The organism is Pseudoflavitalea rhizosphaerae (assembly GCF_003991355.1).
GTDB lineage: Bacteria > Bacteroidota > Bacteroidia > Chitinophagales > Chitinophagaceae > Pseudobacter > Pseudobacter rhizosphaerae.
On record NZ_RCSU01000008.1, the window covers coordinates 45565 to 70307 of the forward strand.

Genomic DNA, 24743 nt, shown 5'->3' on the forward strand with positions numbered 1-24743 from the left:
GTCGCCGGAGGCGACGAAATATAAGTCACTCGCCGGGAGGCGAGCGACTGCCCGCACGCTGAGACGGCTGATGCACTCTCAACTCCATTGAGCGAATGTTCTTCTACGACGGCCTCGGAAACTGTTGCCCCATCGCTTAATTATTATTCTAAGGCTTCATCCCTTAATTCCTCCGCCCATCTATGTTCCAGGCTGTTCGGCAGTTTCCACAGACGTTGGAGAAGAATCATGAGCGAAGCCTATCATACCAGGTAAACTTCAATATCGTCATGGTCACCAGCCACACGCCCATCGCGATAAATCCTTTTGTAAAGAATCCGAACACGAACTGTATTGGCATAATGATCATGCTCATTTGCCAAACGATGCCGGTCACTACATTGAACATATCCCATTTGAACTGCTGGTTGGGCTGGAATGCCGGGTCCACTTTTCTTACCATATTCAGCACCGGTTTCCACCATCCCCAGGGTTTGGTATTGGAATAGAAACTGGTGAGTACCTGTTGTGAAGGCGCTGGTGTAAGTAAACAACCAACGATGCTGCCCGTCATGCTCAATACGAGAATAATGAAAAACGAAACAAGTGTACCGATACCGCTGCCGAATACATCTTTATACTCTGAATTATCTGCCAGCCATGCCATGAGTGATGGTACAAAGGTGGCGGCGATGAGTCCTGTAAGCATGCCTGCGAAATAGCCGTAGCCATTGAAGCGCCACCAGATCCATTTGAGTACGTTGGCGGCGGCATAACCACCATACAGAGCCGAAGTGATCCAGATGGTGAGGCTGCTCAGTGAAGTGGCGAACAGGCCGAAGATGCATCCCACCAGCACAATGGAGATGGAAACGATATAGCTCCATTTCACGTAGTGTGCGGGAGGCGCATCGGGCTTGAAATATTTTTTGTAGAAATCGTTCACGAGGTAGGCAGGCGCTGCATTCACGAAGGCAGAGAATGTGCTCATGAATGATGCGAGCAGTCCTGCCAGTACAATACCGCGGATACCGGCGGGCAGGTAACTGCCTACAACCCGGCTGAGAATGATCTCGAAATCAGGTTTGCTTTGTCCCTGTAATTCGGGCATGAGGTAGTGAATGCCAACGAGTGTGAGGCCGCTCACCATCATGAAGAGCGGGATGAACAGCACCAGGTTGGTGAAACCTGTGAGCATGGCTGCTTCTTTGGGTTTTTTGGCGCTGAGGATACGTTGCATATCGAATCCGGGCACGGGGCCTGCAAGACTGGCGAAGATGCCTTTGGCCACCATCATCATCAGGAGTGCGCCGAACCAGGTGAAACCATCTTCTGCTACTTTCTGTGCTGCCTGCGGAAATTTGGAGCCCCAGTCCACATCGAGTTTCCATTCGGGCCAGAAATTGCTCCAGCCGTTGGGGAGCTGCTGGTGGAGTGCACTGTAGTCAACATCGCGCACGGCGTAGGTTACAACCAGCAAACAGCTCACAAGCAGGATGCCGTATTGCAATACTTCCGTTGCCACTACGCTGTACATACCTCCTTTCACGGTGTAGAAAGTGGTGAGGGCGATGATGATGAATGCATAGGTCTGCTGACTGGTGAGCAGCGGGTTGCTGAGGTCCCAGGGCAGGATATTGGAAGCGAACTTACCGATGCCCACAAATACATAACCGATAAAACCGATCACGCTGACGATAGCAAAAACTACTACGATCATATGTGCGAGCCTTCCTCCGCGGGAATCGCCAAAGCGTTTGATGATCCAGTCGGCGCCGGTCATGGCATTGGAGCGCCTGATCCAGATGGCGAGGAATACCATCACGAAGATCTGGTTCCATACGGGCCAGAGCCAGGGCAGCCAGGCGGCTTTGAAGCCATAGACGAAGAGCAGCGCCACGTAGAAAGCGGTGCCGCTTACATCGAACATGCCTGAGCTGTTGCTGAAGCCGAGCCAGTACCATTTGATATTGTTATCGCCAAGGAAATAGCTCTGGATATTTTTGGATGCTTTGCGGCTGATCCAGAAACCAAGACCAACGATGGTTACAAGGTAGCAGAGAATGATAATAATGTCGATCGTGGCTAAGTTCATGCGTTCTGTTTATTATTCGGTTATTGGGTCAGTGGTTGTATCAGCGTGCGCGTTTGATGAGGTCATCCAGTTCCAGGTTGATCTCGCGGCCGAGCGGTTGTCCGTTCCTGTAAGAGCGTGCACGGATATGGTGTGCTCCTGCGGGGATGGTCAGCGGTTGGCCTTTGTACTGGGGATAAAATTCATCTACGTTTGTATCGTCGAAAGTATAGAAAATATCCAGTCCTCTGATCTCTGTATTGATGATGATGCTGTAACTGCTGTCTGCATTCCGTTTTGCAGAGATGATGGGCTCATGGAATCCTGTAGCATAGTTCACTTTTGCATGTTGGAATCGTGGAAAATGTTTTTCCATGCGATCGATGAAGCCGTCCCAGTTACGTTTTTCTTTCGGGCTCCAGAGCGCTTCGGCCAGGGCCATGCCGCGTGGCCAGGTCATGTACTGCACCTTGCGTTCATTGGGCACCTGCTCTGTAAAGAGACTGCCCTGTCCACCTAAAATATTCTCCTCCTTTGCTCCTGCCGCCACCGGCTCGAAAGCGTAGCAGGCATTGAGGCGGGTAACGGTAAACGGACCATTTTCGAAAACAGGGTCATTCTGGTAGAAATCGAGATAAGTGTAAAAGGCAGGCGTCATTACGGCTTTGTGTCCATGCTGTGAAGCGAGGATACCGCCTTTGTGATCTTTCCAGCTCATGTAGGCCATACCTGGCACGAGGCCGCCATCGAGTTTATCGTACCAGCTCATGGGCAGCTTGCCCTTGCTTTCTATGATACGTGCGAGGCGGTTAAGGAAATAAGTCTGCAGCTCTGATGAGTTGTTCAGTTTTTCAGTTTTGATGCGATGCTGGCATACTTCGCATTTTTCCCAGTACTGACGCGATACTTCGTCGCCTCCGATATGGATATAACGGGAAGGGAAAAGCGCAGCCAGTTCGCCGAATATCTTGTCGAGTGCGGCATAGGTGGAATCATTACCTGCACAGAGTACATTGGTGCGTGATGGGTTCCAGGGATCGCCGGCCAGCACCTGCTGTGGCGTTTTGGTGCAACTCATTTCCGGATAGGATGCGATCAGGGCAAGGCTATGTCCGGGCACATCAATTTCGGGAACCACTGTGATGTAACGTTGCGCCGCGTAAGCGATTATCTCTTTTACATCTTCCTGGGTATAATAACCTCCATCAGTAGCCGCTTCGCCAGGCTGCGGGCCTTTAAAGCCACGCCAGTAGCCAGTCCTGGGTACACGCCAGGCGCCTGTCTTAGTGAGATTGGGCATGGATTTGATCTCTATCCTCCATCCCTGGTTATCGGTCAGGTGCCAGTGAAATACATTGAATTTGTATTTCGACATCTGATCGAGGTAATTTTTGATCACTTCTTTGGAAAAGAAATGACGGCTTACGTCCAGCATCAGCCCGCGCCATTCAAAACGGGGACTGTCATGAATGGTCACAGCTGCTATGCGCAATGGTTCGCGGGCTGTTGCTTTGACGGGCAGCAGTTGCAGCAGGGTCTGCACAGCATAGAACCAGCCGGCAGGCTGCGCTGCTTCGATCAGTATTTTTCCGGAGGATACAGAGAGCCTGTACCCTTCTTTTTTAAATGAGCTATCAGTATTCAGTAACCGAAAAACAATATTGTTCTGTTTTCCACTATTGGTGACTACGGGGATATTTCTCCCACGGAGCTCTTTGATGGATCGTGCAAGGAGTTCGGCTACGCCGCGCTGCAGGCTATCTTGCTGTGGCATTACAATACTACCTGCTGTTCTCAGATCAAAAGCGCCTCTTCCCGTTTTCAGGTATGCAGGCGCAGGAATAATAGCGTGTATCCCATTTACTCCGGGTGTGTCAGTCGCTCGCCTCTGGCGAGTGACTTCTATTGGTTCGCCTCCGGCGAACACCGTGTCGCCGGAGGCGACAGAATATAAGTCACTCGCGGGGACGCGAGCGACTGGCGGCAGCGTGAGTGAATGTATTATGCCGTTGTTGGCGACAACGGGTCCGGTCAGCGACAATAACAATATGGTGGTAACTGCTTTCAGCATGATCTTATGTTTTCCAGAACCACTGACGTTTGGTAAAGAAAATCGTGATGAGTGATACCACGCCGGTGAACAATACCCCTTCCAGGAAGCCGGTCCAGGGGCCGGTCCCGATTGCGGTATAATGGTTGAACAAACCGGTCAGATGTAATACGGGGATCAGCAGCAGGTTGCCTGTAACATAGGCCACCATTGGGTTGCGGCCATTGAGGCTGAAATAAGTGATGATACTGCCGAAACCTTTTTCGTTTTGCATACCATAGAATCCCAGCAGTGCAAAGAATGCGAGGCCACTGGTGATCAGATAGTAACTGTAAGTGCTGGGATCTTTCTTCACACCACCTTCAAAGGCATCGAAGCTGAGGCCCAGCAAGAGCATGAAGCAACCTGCTGTGAAGAAACGGTGCAGGAGTTTGTAACCGTTGGCGTCGAGCTTTTGCACCGTGTAGTAAATCAAAGCCAGCAATGCGGCGTTTACACCAAGGTTTAGCACAAGCTGCCTGGAGAAAAGGAAACAAACATTCAACGTGATCAGCAGTATACTCAGCAATGCGATCAGCCTGATATGATTTTTTTCCTGTGCGGCGGGTACTGGATTGGATTTGCTGCTTTCCAGCAACCAATCTCCGGCGAGGGTCCCGGGCAATACGATGAACAAATACTTGAGGTAATAGAATTTGTACATCCAGGGAGCGGGCGTGAAGTTGAACACAGCTTCGTTCCAACTGCCGGCAGTTTTGCTGCCGAGGAAGATGGCCATTACAAATCCGAGGATACCGATGCGGATTTCCGGTTTGCCTTTGGTGAACCACCAGATCAGGGTGCTGAAGAAAGCCATATTACCAAGTACGATGATGATGATGTCTTCCTTCATCAAAGAAAATCCTTTACCATCCTTGAATGGAAGGATGTAGAGTAATAATGCGGCGAGCGCAAATGCCAATCCTCTTGCTACCTGGAATACGAGTTTGTATTTCCCTTTCGATTCAAAGAACTGGAAAAACAGTAAAACGAAACTACCCACAGACAACCAATAGTTGATGGCTGTTGGCTTTTCCGCCTGTACCCAGGCGCGCATATGAAAAGTGAACAGCGCAAAGAAAACCAGTAACAGGAACCTTCTTCCCGCGATGTACGCCACAGACCAGAACCCGGCCTGTTCTTTTATCTTTTTATTCAAAGCCAGTGGTATGGCCGCTCCCATGCTGAACAAAAAGAACGGGAACACAAGGTCCACCCAGGTGATGCCGGGTATGTCAGGTTTGTAAACATGGTAAGGCGGCGGTACCTGGGCATGATACATCCAGGCCGGCAGTATACCAAAAGCGATACTGCTGGAGAGTACCATCGCCAGGATGGCGAAGCCTCTTAAAGCGTCCAGGCACTGGTTTCTTTGCTGCATTGCTGTTCCGGGGTTTAGAAGATATTAGAGTACGGATTACAGTTAGTTGGTGATGGTGATATCGAGTTCTCTAACCACGGTCTTTACCTCCTTCGCATTGGTATTGGAACCTACGAAAGTGACCCTGTAAGTGCCGGGCTCCGTGAAAATATACGTGTGCTCTGTTTTGCGCGCCATGTATTCCTTGATGGCAACACCTTTGTCTGGTGATACCTGCGCAACGAAGAAGGGTTTTGAAATGGCCCAGTCCTCAGATTCCACCAGGGAGCTGTTGGGTGCAAATTGCAGGTAGCCCGCCCCGGTTTCATTTTTCCATAAATTATTCGGGTTCTGGAAATCCACGTTCACCCATCCCGCACCGAATAGATTCGACAGTGATGCCACAGTGCCGTCGGGATAAGTGTTGTTGAGGTTGAAGCTCATGATGCGCCAGGTACGTTGTGTGGGAGTGGCGCCGGGCGGCTTCTCTCCTACATACCGGTAAGAAAGATAGATTGGTTTTCCTTTTACAATAAGGTCGGAGATATTGGCAATGCCGGATTGTATTTCCACACCTACAGTACCGTTTGGTGCAGTGGCCATGGTGAAACGATCTGTGATCTCGGTCCAGGTAGCTTCTTTAACGGCATTGGTATCATATTTACCTGTGAAGTCTGTGCTGGCCATTACGCGCACATTGTTCTCCTGTGAACCATACAGCACACGACTGCTGAAGCTCATGAATGTAGTGCCGCCTTCCAGTTCGGTGCGTTCCCTGAATTTGTATTCAGCACCGGGCTCGCCGGAAAAGAAAGTGATCACATCGGGTGAACCGCTGAAATTGAATACAACACTGTCGCCCGCTTTGTAGGTGGATTGTGCTGTGCTGACATTGAAATCCGGTGCGTCCAGTTTATCGCGTTTGTCGCAGGAGGCTATCAGTGCAGCCACTGCCAACAGGGATGATATATGACGAAGTTTGAACATAATCTTTCATTAATTGATGGAGGGATCGGTTTACCATTCAGGATTTTGAATGAGCGCTTTGTTGAGCGACATTTCCGCGCTGGGGATGGGCAGCAGCAAGTGTCTTTCAGCAGCGTTTATGCCTGCCAGTGATGCCTTCAGTTTCCATTCTGCAGGAGCGGTGGCGTTCACCTGGGCGCCAAGAATATTCATGGTGCTGAGATAGATGCCCCAGCGGATGAGGTCGAATTTTCTCAATGCTTCAAAACCCAGTTCGTGTGTGCGTTCCATGCGAATGGCAGCCCTGAAATCATTCTGATCAAGTGCCGGTGTGAGCTCATACACCGCTGCAGGATCGGGAGGTGTGGTCAGTGTAAGACCGAATGCCCTTTTCCTGACTTCGTTGATGGCATTATAGGCTTCAGTGGTGGGGCCATTCAGTTCGTTCTCTGCTTCTGCATACATCAGCAGCACATCGGCATAACGCAACAATGGGAAGTTGATGGGTGAAGTATTCACGTTCTTGGGAGTGGCTTTTTCATATTCCCTTCTCCATTTGGCATTGCAGCGGTTGTAGATCTGTGATGCGCTGTAGTTCACTTTGGTGTTGGCAACACCGCCTACCGTTCCGTAGTAGAAAGGATTGATGGTCCAGTCACGGCGCAGATCGCCTGCTTCAAATGAGTTATAGTAACTGGCCTGCACATGGAGCGCGCCATAGCTGTACCCGAAGTCCTTGCTACTGTTGGGAATGCCGGTGATAACGCCGATGGAGCCCTCCTCTTCCTGGCCTCCGGTTGACAGTTTACTGAATTCCACTTCCCAGAGACATTCTTTGATATCGTATGCGTCAGCAGAATGGTTGATGAAGATCTGTTTGTAATCGGGATTGAGTACATGTCCATTGGCTGGGTCCATTACTTTCTCCGCCCATTTTTTTGCTTCCGCAAATTTTTCGGTGTTCTTCAGCGGCTCTCCTGCCCATTTGAGGTTTACCCTGGCAAGGATACCCCAGGCGGTTGATTTGGTAACACGCCCGTTGTGTGCGTAAGTGCCGGAAGGAGGCAGCAGTTCGGCAGCTGCTTCCATATCCTTCACAATCTGCTCCATGATGGTAGCGGTAGCTGTACGGCCGATATTCACGTCCGTTGCATCCACCGGAGGTTTCAGGCGAAGCGGCACATCACCCCAGTTATTGGTGAGTACGAAATAATAATATGCCCTCAGGAAAAGAGCATCGCCTTTGGCGGCCTTGCGTTTAGCTTCGTCCATCACCAGGTCTGCATTGTCGATATTCTGCAGGAACATATTGGCCCTGTTGATGCCCTGGTAAAGCAGGTTCCACATATTATTGATACCACCGTGGGAGGCATCGTAGTTGTTGAAGGAAAGATCGATGGGCGATGAACTGAGGGAGTTGAAACCTTCGTCACTGATATCATTTTCGAATATCATTGTCCGTGAGTAAGTATTTGTCTTGCCCAACACATCATAAATGCCGGCCAGGGCGGTCATCACATCGGTCTCGTTCTTGAAATAGTTTTCGGGCGACACAAAGTCGGTAGGCAGTTTCTCGAGGAATTTCTTACAACCCACAGCACCGGTGAGGGTTGATAATGCAAGCAGGCTATAGATGATTCGTTTCATAACGAAGTACATTTAATTGATTAGAAAGTAGCGTTCAGACCAAAGACCATTGTTCTTGCCCTGGGGTAAGCAGAGTAATCGAAACCCGGAGTGAGTGCGGAGTTGCGCACAGATACTTCAGGATCGTAACCGCTATAGTTGGTCCAGGTGATCAGGTTCTGAGCGGTTGCGTACACGCGGATGGCGCTGATCTTTGCTTTCTTCAGGATCGCTGGTGAGAAGTTGTAACCCAGGCTCACGGTTTTGAGACGGAGGAAAGAACCGTCTTCCACCATACGGGTAGAATAGTACTTGCTCAGGGAGCCTTTGGCAACGGGGATCTTTGAGTCCTGGTTCTCGGGGCTCCATCGGTCTGCATAGTACGCATACTGGTTGGTGTTGAATTTGTAACCGGTTCCGAGCGCCCAGGTATTGGCATTGTAGATATCGTTTCCATAAGACCACTGGAACAATACGTTCAGGTCAAAATTCTTGTAGGCGAAATTGTTTGACCAACCACCGGTGTGAATGGGCAGCGGGTTGCCGATCACGGTGCGGTCGTTGTTATCGATCTGGTTATCTCCGTTGAGGTCTTTGTATTTGATATGACCTGGTTTGATGCTGGCGCGGTCCTGCCCGTTGTTGGGCACTGTTGATTTCAGGATATAGTTGTCGCCGATCTTATCGAAATCATCGTAATTGTAAACGCCATCCCATACATGTCCGTAGAACTGTGCAACGGGGTTATCCAAACGAGCGATATAGCCGGGGATCAATACCCAGTCGTCACCCCAGTACTGTGTGCTGAGCAGGGAGTATTCTCCTTCTGCCAGGGCCAGAACTTTGTTGCGGTTGAAAGAGATATTGACACCGGAGGTCCAGCGGAAATCTTTGTTCTTAACGATATCGCCGGAGAGGTCGAATTCAAGACCTTCGTTCCTTACTTTACCCATGTTCTTGAACTGGCGGCTGAATCCGGTATTGCCGGGGAGGCTGGCATTCAGCAGCAGATCAGGTGTAGTCTTACGGTATACGTCGGTGGTGAATCTCAGGCGACCAGCAAAGAATTCCAAATCGAGGCCGAGGTCGTATTGAGTTGTAGGCTCCCATTTCAGGTTTTCATTACCCATGCTGCTGGGATAGCTTCCATTATGTTGCTGGTTACCCCAGGAGTAACCTGCTGATATCGGTACGCTATAACCGGGGAAATAAGAGAAGTTGCCTACACCGTTGTTGCCGGTGACACCCCAGCTGGCGCGCAGTTTGGCGTCTGACAGGAACCTGATCTGTTTCATCCAGTTCTCGGAGCCGAGTCGCCATGCGAAGGCTGCCGAAGGGAAATAGCCCCACCTGTTCTTTTGTGCAAAACGGGATGAACCGTCTGCCCGGAAAGAGGCAGTGAACAGGTATTTGGAAAATAGCGTATAGTTGGCGCGGGCCAGTAATGAAGCCATACTCCATTCTGAACTGATGGAAGTGATGGAAAGCGGCATTCCCTCATCCAGGCCACTGAGGCCAAGGCCTTCACTGGGTAACTCTTTCGCATAAGCGCCGAAGGCGCTGCTTTTGCCACCCTGCATGGTGAAACCTCCCAGGAGGATCAGGTTATGTGCGGAGTTGAAACGCTGGTTCCAGGTAAGGGTATTCTCATTCAACCAGCTGGTGCTGTTGTAGAAGGTCAAACCTCCATTCACTTTATTATTGGTGGATGGGTTGCCGGAACGTGATTGCGAATTGTTGAAAACCTCACCGCGTGTGATGCCCCTGGTGTAACCACCGGTGGTTTTGAATTTCAGGTTGCGCAGGATGGAATATTCAGCATACCCGTTGGCAACGAGGTTTTCACTGAAGTTTTGACGCAACTCATTCTTCGTGGTAACGATGGGGTTATAACGATGTTCCTGCGAGGGCTCAATCTCAGGATCAGTTGGGGATTCCAACAAATCCACATCGGAGTTGAGCAGCGCAATGGGGCGGTAAGCCCAAACACTGAAGAGCAGGTTTAGCTCATGGTTGTAACCGGACGAGGAAGTGGGCGTACCCCAGGTTTTGGAATTGGCATAAGAGATATTGAAACCAACCTTGAGCTTATCGTTCACTTCATGGTCGATGGCCAGGCGTCCCTGCAATCTTTTGAAACCGGAATTGATCACAATCCCATCCTGACCAAGATAGCTACCTGATGCAGCCAGCTTTGTTTTTGCATTACCTCCGCTGATGCTGAGGTGATGGCTTTGCATGGGCGCCCTGCGCATGATCTGTTCTTCCCAGTCGATCCCTTTTATACTTTTATAATAATCCAGTGGCAAAGTGTCTTTGGCGCCGCCCTCATCAGTATATGCGAGATACAAAGTGGTAGCGAGGTCCGGATTGATCTCCTGTTGCAGTTTTACAAATTCGTAAGGGCTTAGCACATCCAGTCGTTTGTTACTTTCCTGCCAGCCGTAGTAAGTATTGTAGCTGATCTTTGTTTTACCGGCCTTCCCTCTTTTGGTGGTGATCACTACTACCCCGTTGGCGCCGCGTGCGCCATAGATGGCGGTGGCGGATGCATCTTTCAGGATATCGATGGATTCTATGTCTGCTGGATCAATGGCATTGATGATATTGGCGGACTCACTTCCGGGATCTTCCATGGGGAATCCGTCTATCACGTACAGCGGGCTGTTGCTCTGTGTTACGGAGTTACCACCGCGGATCACCACGTTGATGGATGAACCGGGTTTACCTTCGGATGAAACCACCTGCACACCGGCAATACGGCCTGCGAGCGCTTCATCGAAAGATTTCACAGGAGCTTTCTGCAGATCGGCAATATTGATACTGCCTACAGAACCTGTGAGGTCTTTCCGGCGAACCTGCCCATATCCCACTACCACCACGTCTTTCAGTGATTGCGGGTCCCGGGTCATGTTCACAGTGTAGTTTCCGGCTTTGGTGAAATTCACGTCCCTGGACAAATAGCCTGCACTGGTGAACACCAGGATGCCGGGCAGTTTGGGGATTGTGATGGAGTAATTTCCCTGGTCGTCGGTTACAGTTCCGGTTTTGGTGTCTTTGATCATTACAGATACGCCAGGCAATGGATCGCCATCTTCTCCGAGGACTTTACCTGTGATCTTTGCCTGTTGCGTCTGCGACCAGACAAGCTGCGTGGAAAGCAAAAGCAGCAACAACAGATACGCTGTACGTTTCATAAAGCAATCGTGTTTAATCGTGAAATGAAAATGCGTTGGTGTTAGTTTGGTATTCATTTTACTCTGGGATAGCCTTTGTGGTCAATCTCTCTTGCGAAGGGATTGGCCAGGTGATCAATCATTACAGCCAGTTCAGCCCTGGTAATGGCGCGGGTAAGGTTGAAATTGGAAAGGTTCCATTGAGTCCAGGCTGTAGAAAGCCTGTTATTAAAGTCTGCTTCGGATGTTGGAGCCGGCTTGAAATTTCCGGCAGCGGGGTATTGTTTCAGGTATTCATAGAGGTAAGAGGATGCAAGCCCGATGGTAAGCGGACGGAAGGATTCTGCGCTGTCTGCGCTTACTGTTCTCTGTTGTTCCCTGCCCTGGTCAGGCAGCGTACCGGTGAACACGGCCCAGTCCTTCACAAAACTGTTAGCGTTGGCGATCGAATCCGGGTAGAACCAGGTTTGATTGGCCCATTTGTAAGCGATGCCTGTCCCTTTAAGGACACCGGTGGCGCCTATGCGCTGGATGGCGGCAAAATGCGGATGTCCGTATGGCACGTCGATATAAGGCATGAGATAGGCGCCTGCATTAAGCAGCTCTCTCTGTACGGCGCGCACACTTACTTTGCCAGGTGTGGTATGTTGTTGCACAGTGAGCGCGGCCAGTACGCCTGCTGCCTGACCGGTCAGCAGCACACAGGGTTGCAGGCGGGTAGTGCCATTCACCACATTGCTCACACTGATGCCTTTTTCCGCAATGATCAGTCCCTTCCCTTTTTCAGGGATCAGCGCTCCCAGCGGAACAGAGAAAGATGGAACGGGATAGAACTCCAGGTGCTGCGGAGCAGAAGGATTCTTTTTATGGTGATGATCGATGGGATAATCGCCCACGGAAATACTTGTCCGGTATAACGGCGCACCATAATCGAAAGGCTCAGCCAGGTGTCGCATGGTATAACGAACGATGCCGCGTACACGCCTGCCTTCACGATAGTATGGGATCAGCGCAAAGCGATCTTCCGTAGGAAATTCATCATTGGTGAGACCGAGATGCTTATAACCCAGCTGATGCTGGATAAAATAGATGAATCTCCAGGTGGTGGCTTTCGCTTTTTCCAGTTCTTTAGTACGTTGTTCGGGCGTCAGCTCCACGATATTGAGATAAGTGTCGTTACCGGCCTTGGGCCAGTTGAGCAGGTATTTGTTGTTGGGCAGCTTCGCGTATTCCAGCATGGTCTTGCTGTTGACGGTAGGCGCCGGTTTGGTGGAGTCGATATAATAATCCGTGCAGGCGCCATCGAACTCTGCGGGATCATAGCCGGCGGGTTTGGCGATGGTGCAGTCTGCTGCGGGGCCATAATCTTTCAGGATGGCAACGTAAGTAAGGTCCTGCACCACATCGTTGGTTTCTGTGATGCCCACTGTTTCTCCGGTGAGAGATCCTGCTTCCATGCCGAGATCGTAAGGAACTTTGGCGCTGGCGAAAGCATCGCCCATTTCTGTGGCGTCGATGGTAACGGCGGCTGAAATGGTAAGCGTTTGTTTTTTATTGTTGATGAACCTGGCTCCGGTAATGGTCCTGCCTTTTTTGATCGTTCTCTCAAAGCGCCATCCATAGCGGATATCCAGCGTTTTAAGGGGCGCAGCCATCGCTTTGAGGATACTGTCGGCCACGCGTGGCTCAAACTGGGTATTGCTCACCCAGCCTGTTTCAACGGCGGCAGGTCCTCCATATACTTTGTAGAGTTGATCGCGGAATTCGCGCCAGATGCCGGATGGAAGGCGGTGATTGCCATCGGTGGCGGATACGCCTGCTGCTGAGAGCATGCCTCCCAGCCAGGGAGTTTCTTCCACCAGTATAACAGGTACGTTCATACGCGCAGCCTGGATAGCTGCGGCAGTGCCACCGGTTCCCCCTCCTATCACCAGCACTTTGGTGCTGAGTTTTTGCTGGGCATTGGCAGACATCATTCCAAAAATCAGCGCGCTTACTACAGTATACTTCTTTACAAACATGGCTTACAGATCAATTGGGTTTAGGCAATAAAACTATTTTCCGGTTACCTGTTGAATGGCATCCCACCAGTTGCGCTGTACTATGTGCACCAGGTCGAATATCATCAGGCCATTGGTCTTATCCATACACATCTGCATGGCCTTGATGAACTGTTCTTTATTCTTCTCATATTGTTCAACATACAATCCTCCGAGTACAGGGGCTGCGCCTTTGGTAAGCTCCATCGCCCTTTCGGCCGAGCCTTCCACGGAATACACTGGCGAACGTTGTGTACTCATGCCGGCCTCTGTTCTGGCCGCGCGGTAGGTATTGGACCGATGTACTTCTTCTTTACTCACTTCATAGTAGTAGCAGCCGGTGGTGTAGAGGTCTAACAGCTCCGCATAACCGTATTGCTGGTATTTGGGAGTGGCCCAGCTGTATTCCTTCGCTGCATCGAACCTGTTGCTGGCCCAGTTCACACCTACTTCATAATAGGTAGGATACCAGGCGCCGGTATAATCACCGAAAATTATTTTCTTGTTCGCTTTCTTCGCTGTTTTTCTCGCATCCACAAAGAACTTGTAGATCACGGACGCTCTCCATTCGATCCATTGCTTGTAAAGCGGACCGGGAGTTTTAACAGACTTGCCATCTTTCTTCGTATAGCTGTATACGTCAGCGGGAAAATTGGCCACTTTCTTTCCGATGTATTTCTCGAACAATTTCCTGGAAACATTGGAGAAATCAGCTTCAAAGCCATCATATCTAACCCTGTCCAGGATCACGCCATCCAGTGCCGGATGCTGTTTGATCAGTTCATTCAAGAGGTTAAGCTGGTACTTTTGAACTTCCGGGTTGGCGGGATTCAGCATGCCGCTATATTTGGATTTGATGGCGGAGATCTTTGTCAGGCCAGTGTCCAGGTAATTGATGGATTGCCATTCCGGGTATTGCTCGTAGATGATACCCTTATTGAAGTGATTGTGGCCGCCGGAGAATACGTTGATGCTGGCGTGCACGGTAAGACCGAGCTGATGTCCTTCATCGATGAAGGTTTGCAGGAAATTGAGGTCCTGCGGCATTTTGTGGCCCTGCCATTCTCCCAGGTAAGGCGCGTATTTACTTTTCCAGAGAACGAAGCCCGTAATAGGCTTTACGTCCACAACGATATCGGTCACCCCTGCCTGTTTGGATTTGGTCAGGTAGAATTTGATGGAATCAGCGGATGATAATCTTTTATAGTTGGCATGCGCATCAAACCAGAGCATCACACGCTTCTGTGCGGAAGTGGTAAGTCCGGTTATGATCAGCAGCAGTATCAGCAGTGGTTTGCGGGGCATCATTGTGCGTTGTTTTTTTGTTGAATCTTTTCCATCGTTTGCCAAACCTGGAACAGGGCTCTCGGAACATGGAAGCATCCTTTCCATTTTCCCCCTTTGAGCGGCAGGAAGGCTTCTCCTCTCCTGTTTAGGTAACCGAACCATTCGCCATGCTCAGGGTCTTTAAAATGTTTCCAGGTGTATGCATGCACTTTATTGAACCATTCAGCGCAGGCCGCATCACCTGTATGCATATACGCTTTAGCCAGGGCCACCAGCGCTTCCACATGCACCCACCAGAGTTTCTGGTCCCATTCCAGTTGCTGGAGAGGATTTCCCTTGATGTCAAGGAAATAGTACAGCCCGCCAAACTCCTTGTCCCACCCATATTCCAGGGTGTTGAGCATGATGCCGGCAGCTTTGCGGATAAGCGATTTGTCGCCCAGTCTTTCACCGAGGTCCATAATGAACCACATGGCTTCGATAGCATGACCGGGATTGATCAGTCTTCCTTCGAAGCTGTCTGAGAAGCTCCCATCCGGGTTCACATTCTCCAGTATCAGTCCATGTTCAGGTTGATAAAAAACATCCATCACATCCTGGATCACTGTCGGAATAAAGCTGTTAACCCTTTCTGCTCCCAGGATATGTTCCATTTCGAGGCTAAGGTTGCTCAGGATCATAGGAAGGCTGAAATTCCTGAGGGGTCTGGTTCCGGGATATGCTTTATTGTAAGATCCTTTCCAGTTGTGTTGTCTGCGGATAATGTGCGCAAAGGTATCTAATGCAATTTGTTTATATCGCGGGTTTGGATCGGCTTTATCCATAGCTGCAAAGGCCATGGTAGCAAATGCATCACTGAAAATATTGTAGGGCTGGACCAGCGGTTGGCCGTCTGCAGTGAGGGAGAAATACCAGTTGCCTTCGGCATCGCGACCAAATTTTTCCAGGAAATCCGCGCCATGTTTCGCAAAGTCGAGCCATTCGGGATGCTGTTGGATCTGTTTGTACATGTATGCGAAGCACCAAACCTGGCGGCCCTGTAACCAGATGAATTTATCGGTGTCGTATACACGACCATTGCGATCGAGACAGGTGAAATAACCGCCGTTCACGGCGTCTTTGCTATGTTCCATCCAGAACGGAAGGATATTATCGAGGAGCTCGTTCTTGTATTGTGCTGCGTAAAGGATAGGATCGAAGGCAAAATTCTCCGTTGCTGCTTCCTGCACCAGTTCTTTTTCCATATTTCTGTTTGTGCTGCCGTTCATGAGATACCAGTGAATGATTTAAGATTGATGCGACTAAATTATTAAAATAATTATCACTTAACTCAAACTTAATAAAAAAAATTATTTACTGCCGGAAAATGAAACGGGATCATGACAAGTATGGTGCGTTGGATACAGGGGATTGAGGAGATCTCTGATCGGGACCAGCGGTGCTGCCGCTGGTTATTGCGGGGAACTGCTGGAGGTTTTGCAGGGAATTTGTATTTTTACCCAGAGCTTCTTAATATTTTTTATTAATTGATCAATGACCACTCACTCTATATTTGAAGTTTTCTCCGAGGAAAATGCCACGGGGGTGGCGTATAAGAATAAATCGCTGAAACGCGGTATCATCAATCACCTGGATGAAAGCGGCAATTCCACTATTACAGAAATGGCGCAGGCGCTGAACATCAGCGTACCCAAGACCACCAGCCTGGTGAATGAGTTGATACAGGATGGCCTGATCCGCGACCATGGCAAGATCGATTCCACGGGGGGGCGCCGCGCCAGCATGTATGGACTGGTTGCGGAAAGCTGTTATTTCATTGGCGTGGATGTAAAGCATGATTATATCAATATCGGTCTGCTGGATTTCAAGAAGAACCTGGTGAGCAGTAAGATGCGGGTGCCCTATAAACTTGAAAACACACCGGCTTCCTTACAACAACTGATCCAGGCGATCAGGAATTATATTGCAGACCAGACGGTCGATAGCAGGAATATCCTGGCAGTTTGTTTCAACCTCTCAGGCCGTATCAATACCAAGAGCGGCTACAGTTATAGTTATTTCCACTTCAATGAAGAGCCGTTGAGCGCTATCATGGAAAAGGAACTGGGCATACGCACTTTCCTGGAGAACGATTCACGCGCGATGGCCTATGGCGAATTCCATGATGGAATTGTACACCAGGAAAGGAATGTGCTGTTTGTGAACCTGGATTATGGTATTGGTCTTGGTATCCTTATCGATGGAAAAGTGTACTACGGGAAATCTGGTTTCGGTGGTGAGTTCGGGCATATCCCGGTGTTCAGCAATGAGATCATTTGTCATTGTGGAAAGAAGGGCTGCCTGGAAACGGAAGCGTCTGGACAGGCGCTGCTGCGGGTTTTCAGGGAAAGCATTGCCAATGGATCTACTTCCTCCGTGATGAAGAACGGAAAAAAAGTGAATGATGTACGACTTGCTGATATCATGGAAGCGATAAGGCAGGAAGATGTACTGAGTATCGAGCTGATAGCGGGGATCGGTGAAAAGATAGGTCGAGGATTGGCTGTGCTGATCAATATCTTCAACCCCGAACTGGTGATACTCGGCGGTACCATGGCGGAAACAGGCGACTATATCCGGTTGCCGATACGAAGTGCATTGAATAAATACTCCCTCAGCCTGGTCAATAACGATACGCAGGTTAAGCTCTCCAAACTCGGAGAGAAAGCGGGTTTGATCGGAGGATGTTTGATTGCGCGGAATAATTTGCTTACTGCCATGAACAACCAGCAGGATTAATGTAACTAATAACCTGGCCGGATTTTCCCTATCTTGAAACCCACGCATTGAAAACACCTTAAAGAATAACTATGAGAAGTACCGCTATCCCACTTTGTTTACTGATGCTTGCCGCCTGCCAGGATGAACCTGCTCAACCGGGTGCTGAAATGAAAATAGACAGTACGGTGGTGGCAACCGCTCCTGACACAAATACTGTTGCTCAGCCTGCTTTTGATGGACCTGTATTGAGTGAACGGATTGATGGACCCGCCAATATCCGTCATGCAGTGGATGGGAAAACAGTGTTCAGTATCGAAAACAACGTGGCTGTTACTGCCCGTGAGCCGGAAAAAGGCTGGGTTGAGATAGGTGTTTGGATAGATCTCGAAAACAATGATCAGAAGCTGGTGAAACGCGGAAGCACTATCTACCGTGATGGCAAAGCCATTGGCAAAGCGCTGGAGGACGTGCACCTTTATGAAACTTTCACCATCGACGAAAAGAAACGCGGTATACTGAACGGCTTTACTGCCATCAGCAATATCCGGCCTTCCACTATTCTCGAAAATGCTTTCACGGAACTGGCGAAAAACAAATCCTCCCTTACACTGGGAGATGTAAAACCTTTTCTCGAAAATTATAAATTCGGTGATTTCAACGGATTGAAAGATGGTTACAAAGGATATGTTTTCTACGAGAGCGAGCTGCTGGACCCAACAGCTGCACCCCGCTTCTGGCCTGTGTTCAATGGCAATGAGCTAATGGTGGTTTTCCATAACAGGAAAATGACTATCCCTGGTGTGAGTACGGAGCCTTTCAATGGAGGTTATATCACTCTGTTCAGCAAGGATCCGGAAGTTGTAAAGGAACTGAAAGATAAATTCTTGTCTTTCATGCAATCCGCAGGCTAAATAAACTTTTTCGAAATAAAAAACGCAACTGGTTCTTCGGCCAGTTGCGTTTTTTTATTTTGAATCAGTTTTTACTAGGGACCAACTTCGATGTCGAATTTCACCTTAACGGTTGCGTTCAAAGTGGTAGTGGTAGCCCTGCGTGCAACACCCGCAATGATGTAGGAAAATGAATTGGCATTTACGAAATAGCTTTTCAATTCTTTGTCTTTATCTACAGTGAAGTCAACTGACTGGACTTTTGTGTCTGGATTGTTGCTGAGTGTTGCGATGCTGATAAGGTCAGTGTTCACATTTGAACTGGCCCTGGCAGTTGCTGCGCTGAAAACACCCAGGTGGTCCGTTTCTGTGCTGTTGGAGGTTGTAATATTTACGCTGGTTACACGAACCTTGCGTATGTTCTCTGTACTGAACTGGGGAGTATTGGCCTTGATGGCGCTGTCCATATCGAAACGGACATCGAAATCGCTCAGGGTAACTTCACCTTCTTCCAATGGTGGAATTTCAAAATCATATTCCACGGTTTGAAGGGGAATGTTTACAGAAACCAGCTCCTTTACTTTGTCGCAGGACGAATTGAGCATTCCGATAGAAAAAAGAAGAGCAAGGGATACGGTTGACAGTTTTCGAAGTTTCATGAATTTGTTTTTCGATAAAAAGGGTAATAGTTATTGCCCGGCAAATATCTTCATTCCATTGGCGGGCGGTTTATAAATGTATGCAAAGTACATTTTATTGTGTGTGAATGCGGATATTTTGCGGATATCCAATATTCCAGGATGCTGCATCAAACGTGTAAACCATACAATATCCCCGGGCGATGATTAGTATTCAGAGACTAAAAATTAAGCTGGTTCTTTCTGCAATTTGTCTATCAGCAAACTCAGTTCCACCAACGATGCATCAAAGTTGCCATCGAAGCCGGTGAGCGCATATCTTACCACACCTTTTTTATCTATGATGAATTTGGCGGGAATGCCTTTCACTTTGTATTGCTCTATCACATTGTATTTAACGGGCTCAGTGCCCGGGTCCTTTGGTGTGTCCATCAGGATATCGAAGCGCAATCCTTTTTTGTTGGCGAAGTTCTGCACCAGTTGATTTCTTTTCTGTTCGTCTGCCTGTGATTCCCAGCTGTTGATGAAGAGGAAATCCACTGGCTGGTCTTTGTATTTGTCAACAGCAGCCTGCATTACAGGAAAGGAAGCGATACAGGGACCGCACCAGGTAGCCCAGAAATCCAGCACCACTACCCTTCCTTTCAGTCTTTCCAGGTCAACAGTTTTGCCAGCGAGGGTTTGCAAAGCGAATGTGGGCGCGGGATAGTTCACTTCCATTTCATGGATGTCGCCAGCCTTTTTTTGTATCAGCGAATCTGCGAGGGATTTCATGAATGCATTGAAATCTTTCTCTTTCTTGCCGGTGGCGATCCATGTATTTTTAAGACCTTCTTTTACTCCGGCATCTGCCTTTCCTTCGCGAGTGAGTTTGCTGTAGAGTTCGAACGCTTCTTTATTCTTTCCATTTTTCTCCAGCAGTAATCCATAGAGCGCCTGCTCCGCATTACTCTTTACGGCTTTGTGGTCAACTGCGGGTTGGATCCACTGCAGGCCCTCGGCATATCTGTTTTGAAGCGATAAAACTTTTGCATAGCTCACACTCATGGTATAATAGCGGCCACTGTCTGTGAGTTTTCCATTTTTGTCTTTTACAGAATTGATCTCTTTCAGGAGGAGCTTTTCCGCATCATTCAGTTTGTTTGCTTCCATCATCTTGTTGGCAATGAATGGAACGGCCTGCTGCCTGGTGAGCGGGTATGTGATCTGGCTAAGCATGTCCAGGGCTGCGGGTTGATTGTCTTTGATGTAAATGGACGCCATTATGTACCGTAACAATTCAAACGCATAGTGGATATGCTGGTATTCCTGCGGTGGATATTTTGTAAAAATGGAATCAAAGAGAACCCTTGCATCAGCGGAGCTTTCCATGTCGCCCATCTTCTTCGATGTTTTGATGATGGCGCTGGTGATAGCATTATAATCCGGCAGTTTCTGCGCCAGGGTGTCGATCAGTTTTTGTCCGCGGAGATCACGTGCAATGATCTTTCCATTGGGATCGATGAGGAAATTGGAAGGTATGGCGGAGACAAAGAATTTTTTTGCGGCTGCATTTTTCCACCATTGCAGATCGGAAACATGTGTCCATTTCAATTGATCATCATGAATGGCTTTCAGCCAGGCATCCTTTGCCCCTTCCTTGTCCAGCGAAACACCCAGCACGGTGAAGTTCTGATTCCTGAATTGTTTGTATGCCTTTACAACAAAAGGATTCTCTGCACGGCAAGGGCCGCACCAGCTTGCCCAGAAATCGAGCAGTACATATTTGCCCCTGAAATCGGATAAGGATACGGGTTTGCCTGCAGTATCGGTCATGGTGAAATCGGGTGCGATATTTCCGATGCCTACTGTCTTCATCTTTTCCACTACCTGCAGGTAATCCGCAGCTTCAGCGCTTTTCATCACATCTGGTCCAAGCTGGCCCAGTTCCTTATTGATCCTGTCTACATTGGAAGTACTGCCCAGTTGTTTGCGTACGATATCGTAGCTGATCATGGAATTTGGGTACTGCTTCACGAATTCTTTTTCCATTGCCATTCGCTCCTTGCGAAGCGTGGCAATGGTTTTGAAGTATTGAGAACGGAAGGCAGAATCATTTTTCAACCTGGCTGTATCTGAAAATATCTCCTTGTCCGTTGCCTTTATCTTCTTGTCTATTTTGGCAAATGTCTTTTCATATTTTTTGAACCAGGGGTCGTCTTTTCTTTTGGATTGTGCATTGGCTGCGGAGAGCAATGTGGCAATCAGAAGGGTACTTAAAAAAAACTGTTTCATTATTTTCTGTATTTGAATTCCAGATCGCGGATGCGGCCGAAACCTGTGTATACTTTCGAATAGCTATTGTTGATGAAGTCGCCTGTATTGCCGATGGAGAAGGAATAGAATTTACCTTCGCCACCTTCGTAGGTGGCTGCCACCAGTTGCCTGTTATCTTCTGTGTAGGGGAACATCAGGCTGGTGGGCGACTGCTTCAGTTCCATGGCGGTGATCTCTGTACCTGCCGGGAATGAATACACGAGACGTGCAGTCTGTGCAGGAATGTCCAGCAGGTAGATATTATTACCGGATGCATAGTACATATGCAGGTAGAGGCCGGAACTCTGGAAGAACTTGCCGGAAGCGATGCCAGGCGCATTCAATACTTCATGGATCTCAGCCGCAGGAACGGCTGCTCCCTGGTTCACACGATAGACAAAGAATTTGTCATCATTATTGTTTTTCATCAGGCAATTGTAGAAAGTGTTGATGCTGGGGCCTGCATACACAAGTTGCTTGCCTACATTGTTCATGTCCCAGGCCGAACCGGAAGGATTGGAGAAAGCATTGATGGTAGCGCTTGAGTGACTAAGGAAACGCTGGTTCAGATCGTCATAAAAATACATATCATCCGAGCTCAGGTTGGGCATCATGTATTTGGAGATGCGCCAGTTCCCTTTTTGTGCAGCACCGAGCTTTTGGGGCCCATCGTTGAAGAATGCGTATATATGTGTGAAGCCATCATTCAGGAAGAAAGCCGTTACACCCAGTTTTGTGTAGATATATCCTTCCGGTTTGATCACTTCCGGAGCCTGGAAGAACCAGTCTTTTGCTTCACCAAATTTTTTGAAACCTGCGTAATCCACTTCAATACCATTATCAGGTGTGAGAATGAAAACACTCTGACCGATCCTTAAGCTGTTCAGGATCCTGATGGTGCTTGCGTTGGCGGGAAGTAGCTCTCCATCATTGGCGCCGCGGTAGATATCACGAAAAATATCTCCTGAGGGTGTGATAATGGATGCGTCAGGATGACCGTCTGGTCTGTCTTCCAGCATCATCCAGCCTTCACTGAGGATACTGTTCACCTGGAGGTAGAAGCGTTTAAAATAATCCACACCGGTTTCTGTGTCGGTCACTTTCAGTACCAATGCATAGATCTCGGGTTTTGACGAGATGGCTACTTTAAGGTCTTTGGTAGTACCCAGCACGATTTCGGGAACGGATGAATTGGGCCAGCTGAACATGCTCCATTTGTAGCTCAGTTTTTCTTCCGGAACGGGAATGGATTGATCCACCACGGCGCTGATGCGCAGTGTATCCATTTGCAGGATCCTGATGGTATCGGGAATAGACCCGCTAAGGGTAAGCTCATTGATGTCGGACAGGTCATAATTGCCTTTGTCTTTATAACAGCCTGCTATAAGCGCAGTTAATATACTCAGTAAGAAGATTGATTTTTTCATGATGTTTCAACAGTTTGATCAGGGAATAACAACCGGTTCTCCGTTCTCATCCAGCATGGTAGTGCCGTGTTCGGCTTCCCAGGCAAGGATGGCATTCTCGGTAGCTTGTGCAATAAATCGCAGACCGCTATAGCCAAGGCCTACAAACTGGGTGTAGCCGGTTTCACGGATGATCAACGCGAATTTGGTGGCACTGTATTTGCCAAAATAGGCATCCGACCAGGAAGCGGGCCTGGTGAGGAAATCATTGATGCGGACCAGGTAGGTGAGCTGATTATCCACACCTGTATTCAATCCTTCCGAATTGTCGATCCGGAGCACCAGCCTGTATTCTTTAGTTTTGAGATCAGCGGTCCTATTGATCTTCACCGGGATCACGCTACTGAAACTGTTAGCCGGAATGGATGCCGGCAGGAGCTCGTAATTGGCAGGTAATGCATCGGATTTATCTGTCACGATGGAATAATTCACTTTTCTTTCACCTGAACTGGCTTCACCCATGATGCGAATGGGGATCCTGATGGTGTCTGTCATCAAATCATCCGGCTTTACGGCAAAAGAATAAATGATACTGTCGTTATTGGTAGTGCGGTTGTCTTTATAGAAATACACTTTTGGGTCCAGTTGATAGGACATCAGGTCTTTTTTTTCGCAGGCTGCCAGCAGCAGTACCAGGAAAAGTATGCCTGTATATGGATAGCATCTCATGATGTGATTTTTAATTGTTGTACTCATTTTCATCATCGGGTTTTGGCAAAACATACACAGCTTCAGAGCCGGGAATATTAGTGTCGTCGATCTTTGCCAAGTTCAGTCTTTTGTAATAGTAGAAAATCTGTCCTTCCTGGTAGAACTCTTTCTTGTATTCCTTGAAGAGCTCATTTACCACATCAGCATCAGACAATGTGAGGGGCAGGGCTGCAAGCCCGCGATGCGTACGCACCGCATTGATCAGCCCTATCTTCTCATCCTTGTTGGCGCTGGCTTCCGCAGCGATATAATACATTTCCGCCAGGCGGATGATGGGTACCCTTCTCTCTCCTACTCCTACATACTGCAGATCGTCTATCAGGTATTTGGCAGGAAATTTTGTACTGGTGCTGCCATCGGTTTTCCAGAGATACACGTAACGGAAATCTGTAGAGCCGCCACTGGCTATTTCAAAACGCGAGTTCAGTTTTGCGGTGGTGGTGTTCAGCAGGTTATTGCCTGAGCTTGCCCTGAAGATATCCGTATTGATATCTTTCAGGTTGCTGATATATACACTGAAAAGATGCTCGGTATGGAAAGTGCGGGATGCAAGGGTGATGGTACTGAGGGCTGCTGTGCTTACCCAGGGAAATACATTGGCATCGATCACTTCTTTCGCCCATGTATAAGCGTTAGGGAGATCGCCGCGCCAAAGGCTGATCCTGGCTTTCAGTCCCGTAACTGCCCAATAATTGAAGTGATTGCGTGTATAGGAAAGAAAGCCATCCTCTATACCGTTCACCAGTGTTTTATTTACCGATAAGAGCTCTGAGGCTTCGTTGAGGTCATTCATGCAAAGGTCCATCACTTCCGAAGCTGTTTTGGAAGGCTGGATGTTCATGGCAAACTTTGTCATATAGGGAATGGCGGCTGCAGCATTACCGGCCGCAGGAATGGGACCGAAAGCCCTGAGCAGATCGAAATGCAGCAGTGCGCGTAAGCCCAGCGCTTCCCCTTTTACGATGCGATAATTATTGCCGCTGAATATTCCTTTTTTTCCGTCGATGGCTTCCAGGATATTATTGATATTGGCAATGGCTTTATAACCGCAGATCCAGAAGCTGTCGGTTTTCAGGCGGGTTGCTACATCTTTATAATTGTACTGTATCGAATTATAGTAATTATGGAAATTGGAAGTGATATTGTAGTTCTGGGCAATCACATCCATGAAGGCCATGGTGAACTCTTTTCCATAATAGGGCCTGGCGCCCAGCTGAACGTATACCCCGGTAAGTGCATCCTTGAATCCCTGCTCGGATTCGAAAAGTCTCTCCTCTGTTACATTGGATTTTGGACTTACATCCAGCCATTTTTTGCAACTACTACCAGTTAACACTAACAGCAGCAGCCATCCTAAATATTGAGTGCGTATGTTCATGATAGTAAT

General features: G+C 48.6%; 16 protein-coding genes. 2 read left to right on the forward strand and 14 right to left on the reverse strand.

The window, feature by feature from the left end:
• Positions 1-226: 226 nt before the first annotated feature.
• From D9Y29_RS14835 to D9Y29_RS14875, 9 genes are all read right to left on the reverse strand, one after another.
• Positions 227-2074: a sodium:solute symporter family protein gene (locus D9Y29_RS14835; RefSeq protein WP_127129514.1), complete on the reverse strand. Its 1848-nt coding sequence runs from the start codon at positions 2072-2074 to the stop codon at positions 227-229.
• Positions 2075-2114: 40 nt separating this feature from the next.
• A complete protein-coding gene (locus tag D9Y29_RS14840) occupies positions 2115-3980 on the reverse strand; it encodes a beta-N-acetylhexosaminidase (protein ID WP_420902517.1) in 1866 nt (621 codons plus the stop codon).
• Positions 3981-4128: 148 nt separating this feature from the next.
• The gene (locus D9Y29_RS14845) at positions 4129-5523 is read right to left on the reverse strand and encodes a DUF5009 domain-containing protein (protein ID WP_127129518.1); all 1395 of its coding nucleotides are present in this window, start codon (positions 5521-5523) and stop codon (positions 4129-4131) included.
• A gap of 42 nt (positions 5524-5565) precedes the next feature.
• Complete coding sequence (locus D9Y29_RS14850; protein ID WP_127129520.1) at positions 5566-6489, reverse strand: DUF5017 domain-containing protein; 924 nt, start codon at positions 6487-6489, stop codon at positions 5566-5568.
• A gap of 30 nt (positions 6490-6519) precedes the next feature.
• Entirely contained in the window at positions 6520-8115 is a 1596-nt protein-coding gene (locus D9Y29_RS14855; RefSeq protein ID WP_127129522.1) for a RagB/SusD family nutrient uptake outer membrane protein, read from the reverse strand.
• 20 nt (positions 8116-8135) lie between these two features.
• Positions 8136-11291, reverse strand: coding sequence for a SusC/RagA family TonB-linked outer membrane protein (locus D9Y29_RS14860; RefSeq protein ID WP_127129524.1), 3156 nt, complete (start codon positions 11289-11291; stop codon positions 8136-8138).
• Positions 11292-11344: 53 nt separating this feature from the next.
• Positions 11345-13291: an FAD-dependent oxidoreductase gene (locus tag D9Y29_RS14865; protein ID WP_127129526.1), complete on the reverse strand. Its 1947-nt coding sequence runs from the start codon at positions 13289-13291 to the stop codon at positions 11345-11347.
• 33 nt (positions 13292-13324) lie between these two features.
• Positions 13325-14617 (reverse strand): alpha amylase family protein, encoded by a 1293-nt coding sequence (locus D9Y29_RS14870; RefSeq protein WP_206513793.1) that lies wholly within the window; start codon positions 14615-14617, stop codon positions 13325-13327.
• Entirely contained in the window at positions 14614-15864 is a 1251-nt protein-coding gene (locus D9Y29_RS14875; RefSeq protein ID WP_241237948.1) for a n-acyl-d-glucosamine 2-epimerase, read from the reverse strand. Before D9Y29_RS14875 ends, D9Y29_RS14870 begins: the two co-directional genes overlap by 4 nt.
• A 265-nt stretch (positions 15865-16129) precedes the next feature.
• Between D9Y29_RS14875 and D9Y29_RS14880 the strand changes: the two genes are divergently transcribed.
• Entirely contained in the window at positions 16130-17374 is a 1245-nt protein-coding gene (locus D9Y29_RS14880) for an ROK family transcriptional regulator (protein ID WP_127129528.1), read from the forward strand.
• Between the two features lie 71 nt (positions 17375-17445).
• Positions 17446-18267: a hypothetical protein gene (locus D9Y29_RS14885; RefSeq protein WP_127129530.1), complete on the forward strand. Its 822-nt coding sequence runs from the start codon at positions 17446-17448 to the stop codon at positions 18265-18267.
• 74 nt (positions 18268-18341) lie between these two features.
• Here D9Y29_RS14885 and D9Y29_RS14890 read toward each other — a convergent pair whose 3' ends face one another.
• The 5 genes from D9Y29_RS14890 to D9Y29_RS14910 form a co-directional block, all read right to left on the reverse strand.
• Positions 18342-18905, reverse strand: coding sequence for a hypothetical protein (locus D9Y29_RS14890; RefSeq protein WP_127129532.1), 564 nt, complete (start codon positions 18903-18905; stop codon positions 18342-18344).
• Positions 18906-19112: 207 nt separating this feature from the next.
• Positions 19113-21158, reverse strand: a complete 2046-nt coding sequence (locus tag D9Y29_RS14895; protein WP_127129534.1) for a TlpA disulfide reductase family protein — start codon at positions 21156-21158, stop codon at positions 19113-19115.
• On the reverse strand, positions 21158-22606 hold the full coding sequence (locus D9Y29_RS14900) for a PKD-like family lipoprotein (protein ID WP_127129536.1): 1449 nt from the start codon (positions 22604-22606) through the stop codon (positions 21158-21160). Before D9Y29_RS14900 ends, D9Y29_RS14895 begins: the two co-directional genes overlap by 1 nt.
• Before the next feature lie 18 nt (positions 22607-22624).
• Positions 22625-23314, reverse strand: a complete 690-nt coding sequence (locus tag D9Y29_RS14905) for a DUF4843 domain-containing protein (RefSeq protein WP_164735415.1) — start codon at positions 23312-23314, stop codon at positions 22625-22627.
• A gap of 10 nt (positions 23315-23324) precedes the next feature.
• The gene (locus tag D9Y29_RS14910) at positions 23325-24734 is read right to left on the reverse strand and encodes a RagB/SusD family nutrient uptake outer membrane protein (RefSeq protein ID WP_127129540.1); all 1410 of its coding nucleotides are present in this window, start codon (positions 24732-24734) and stop codon (positions 23325-23327) included.
• Between the last annotated feature and the right edge of the window lie 9 nt (positions 24735-24743).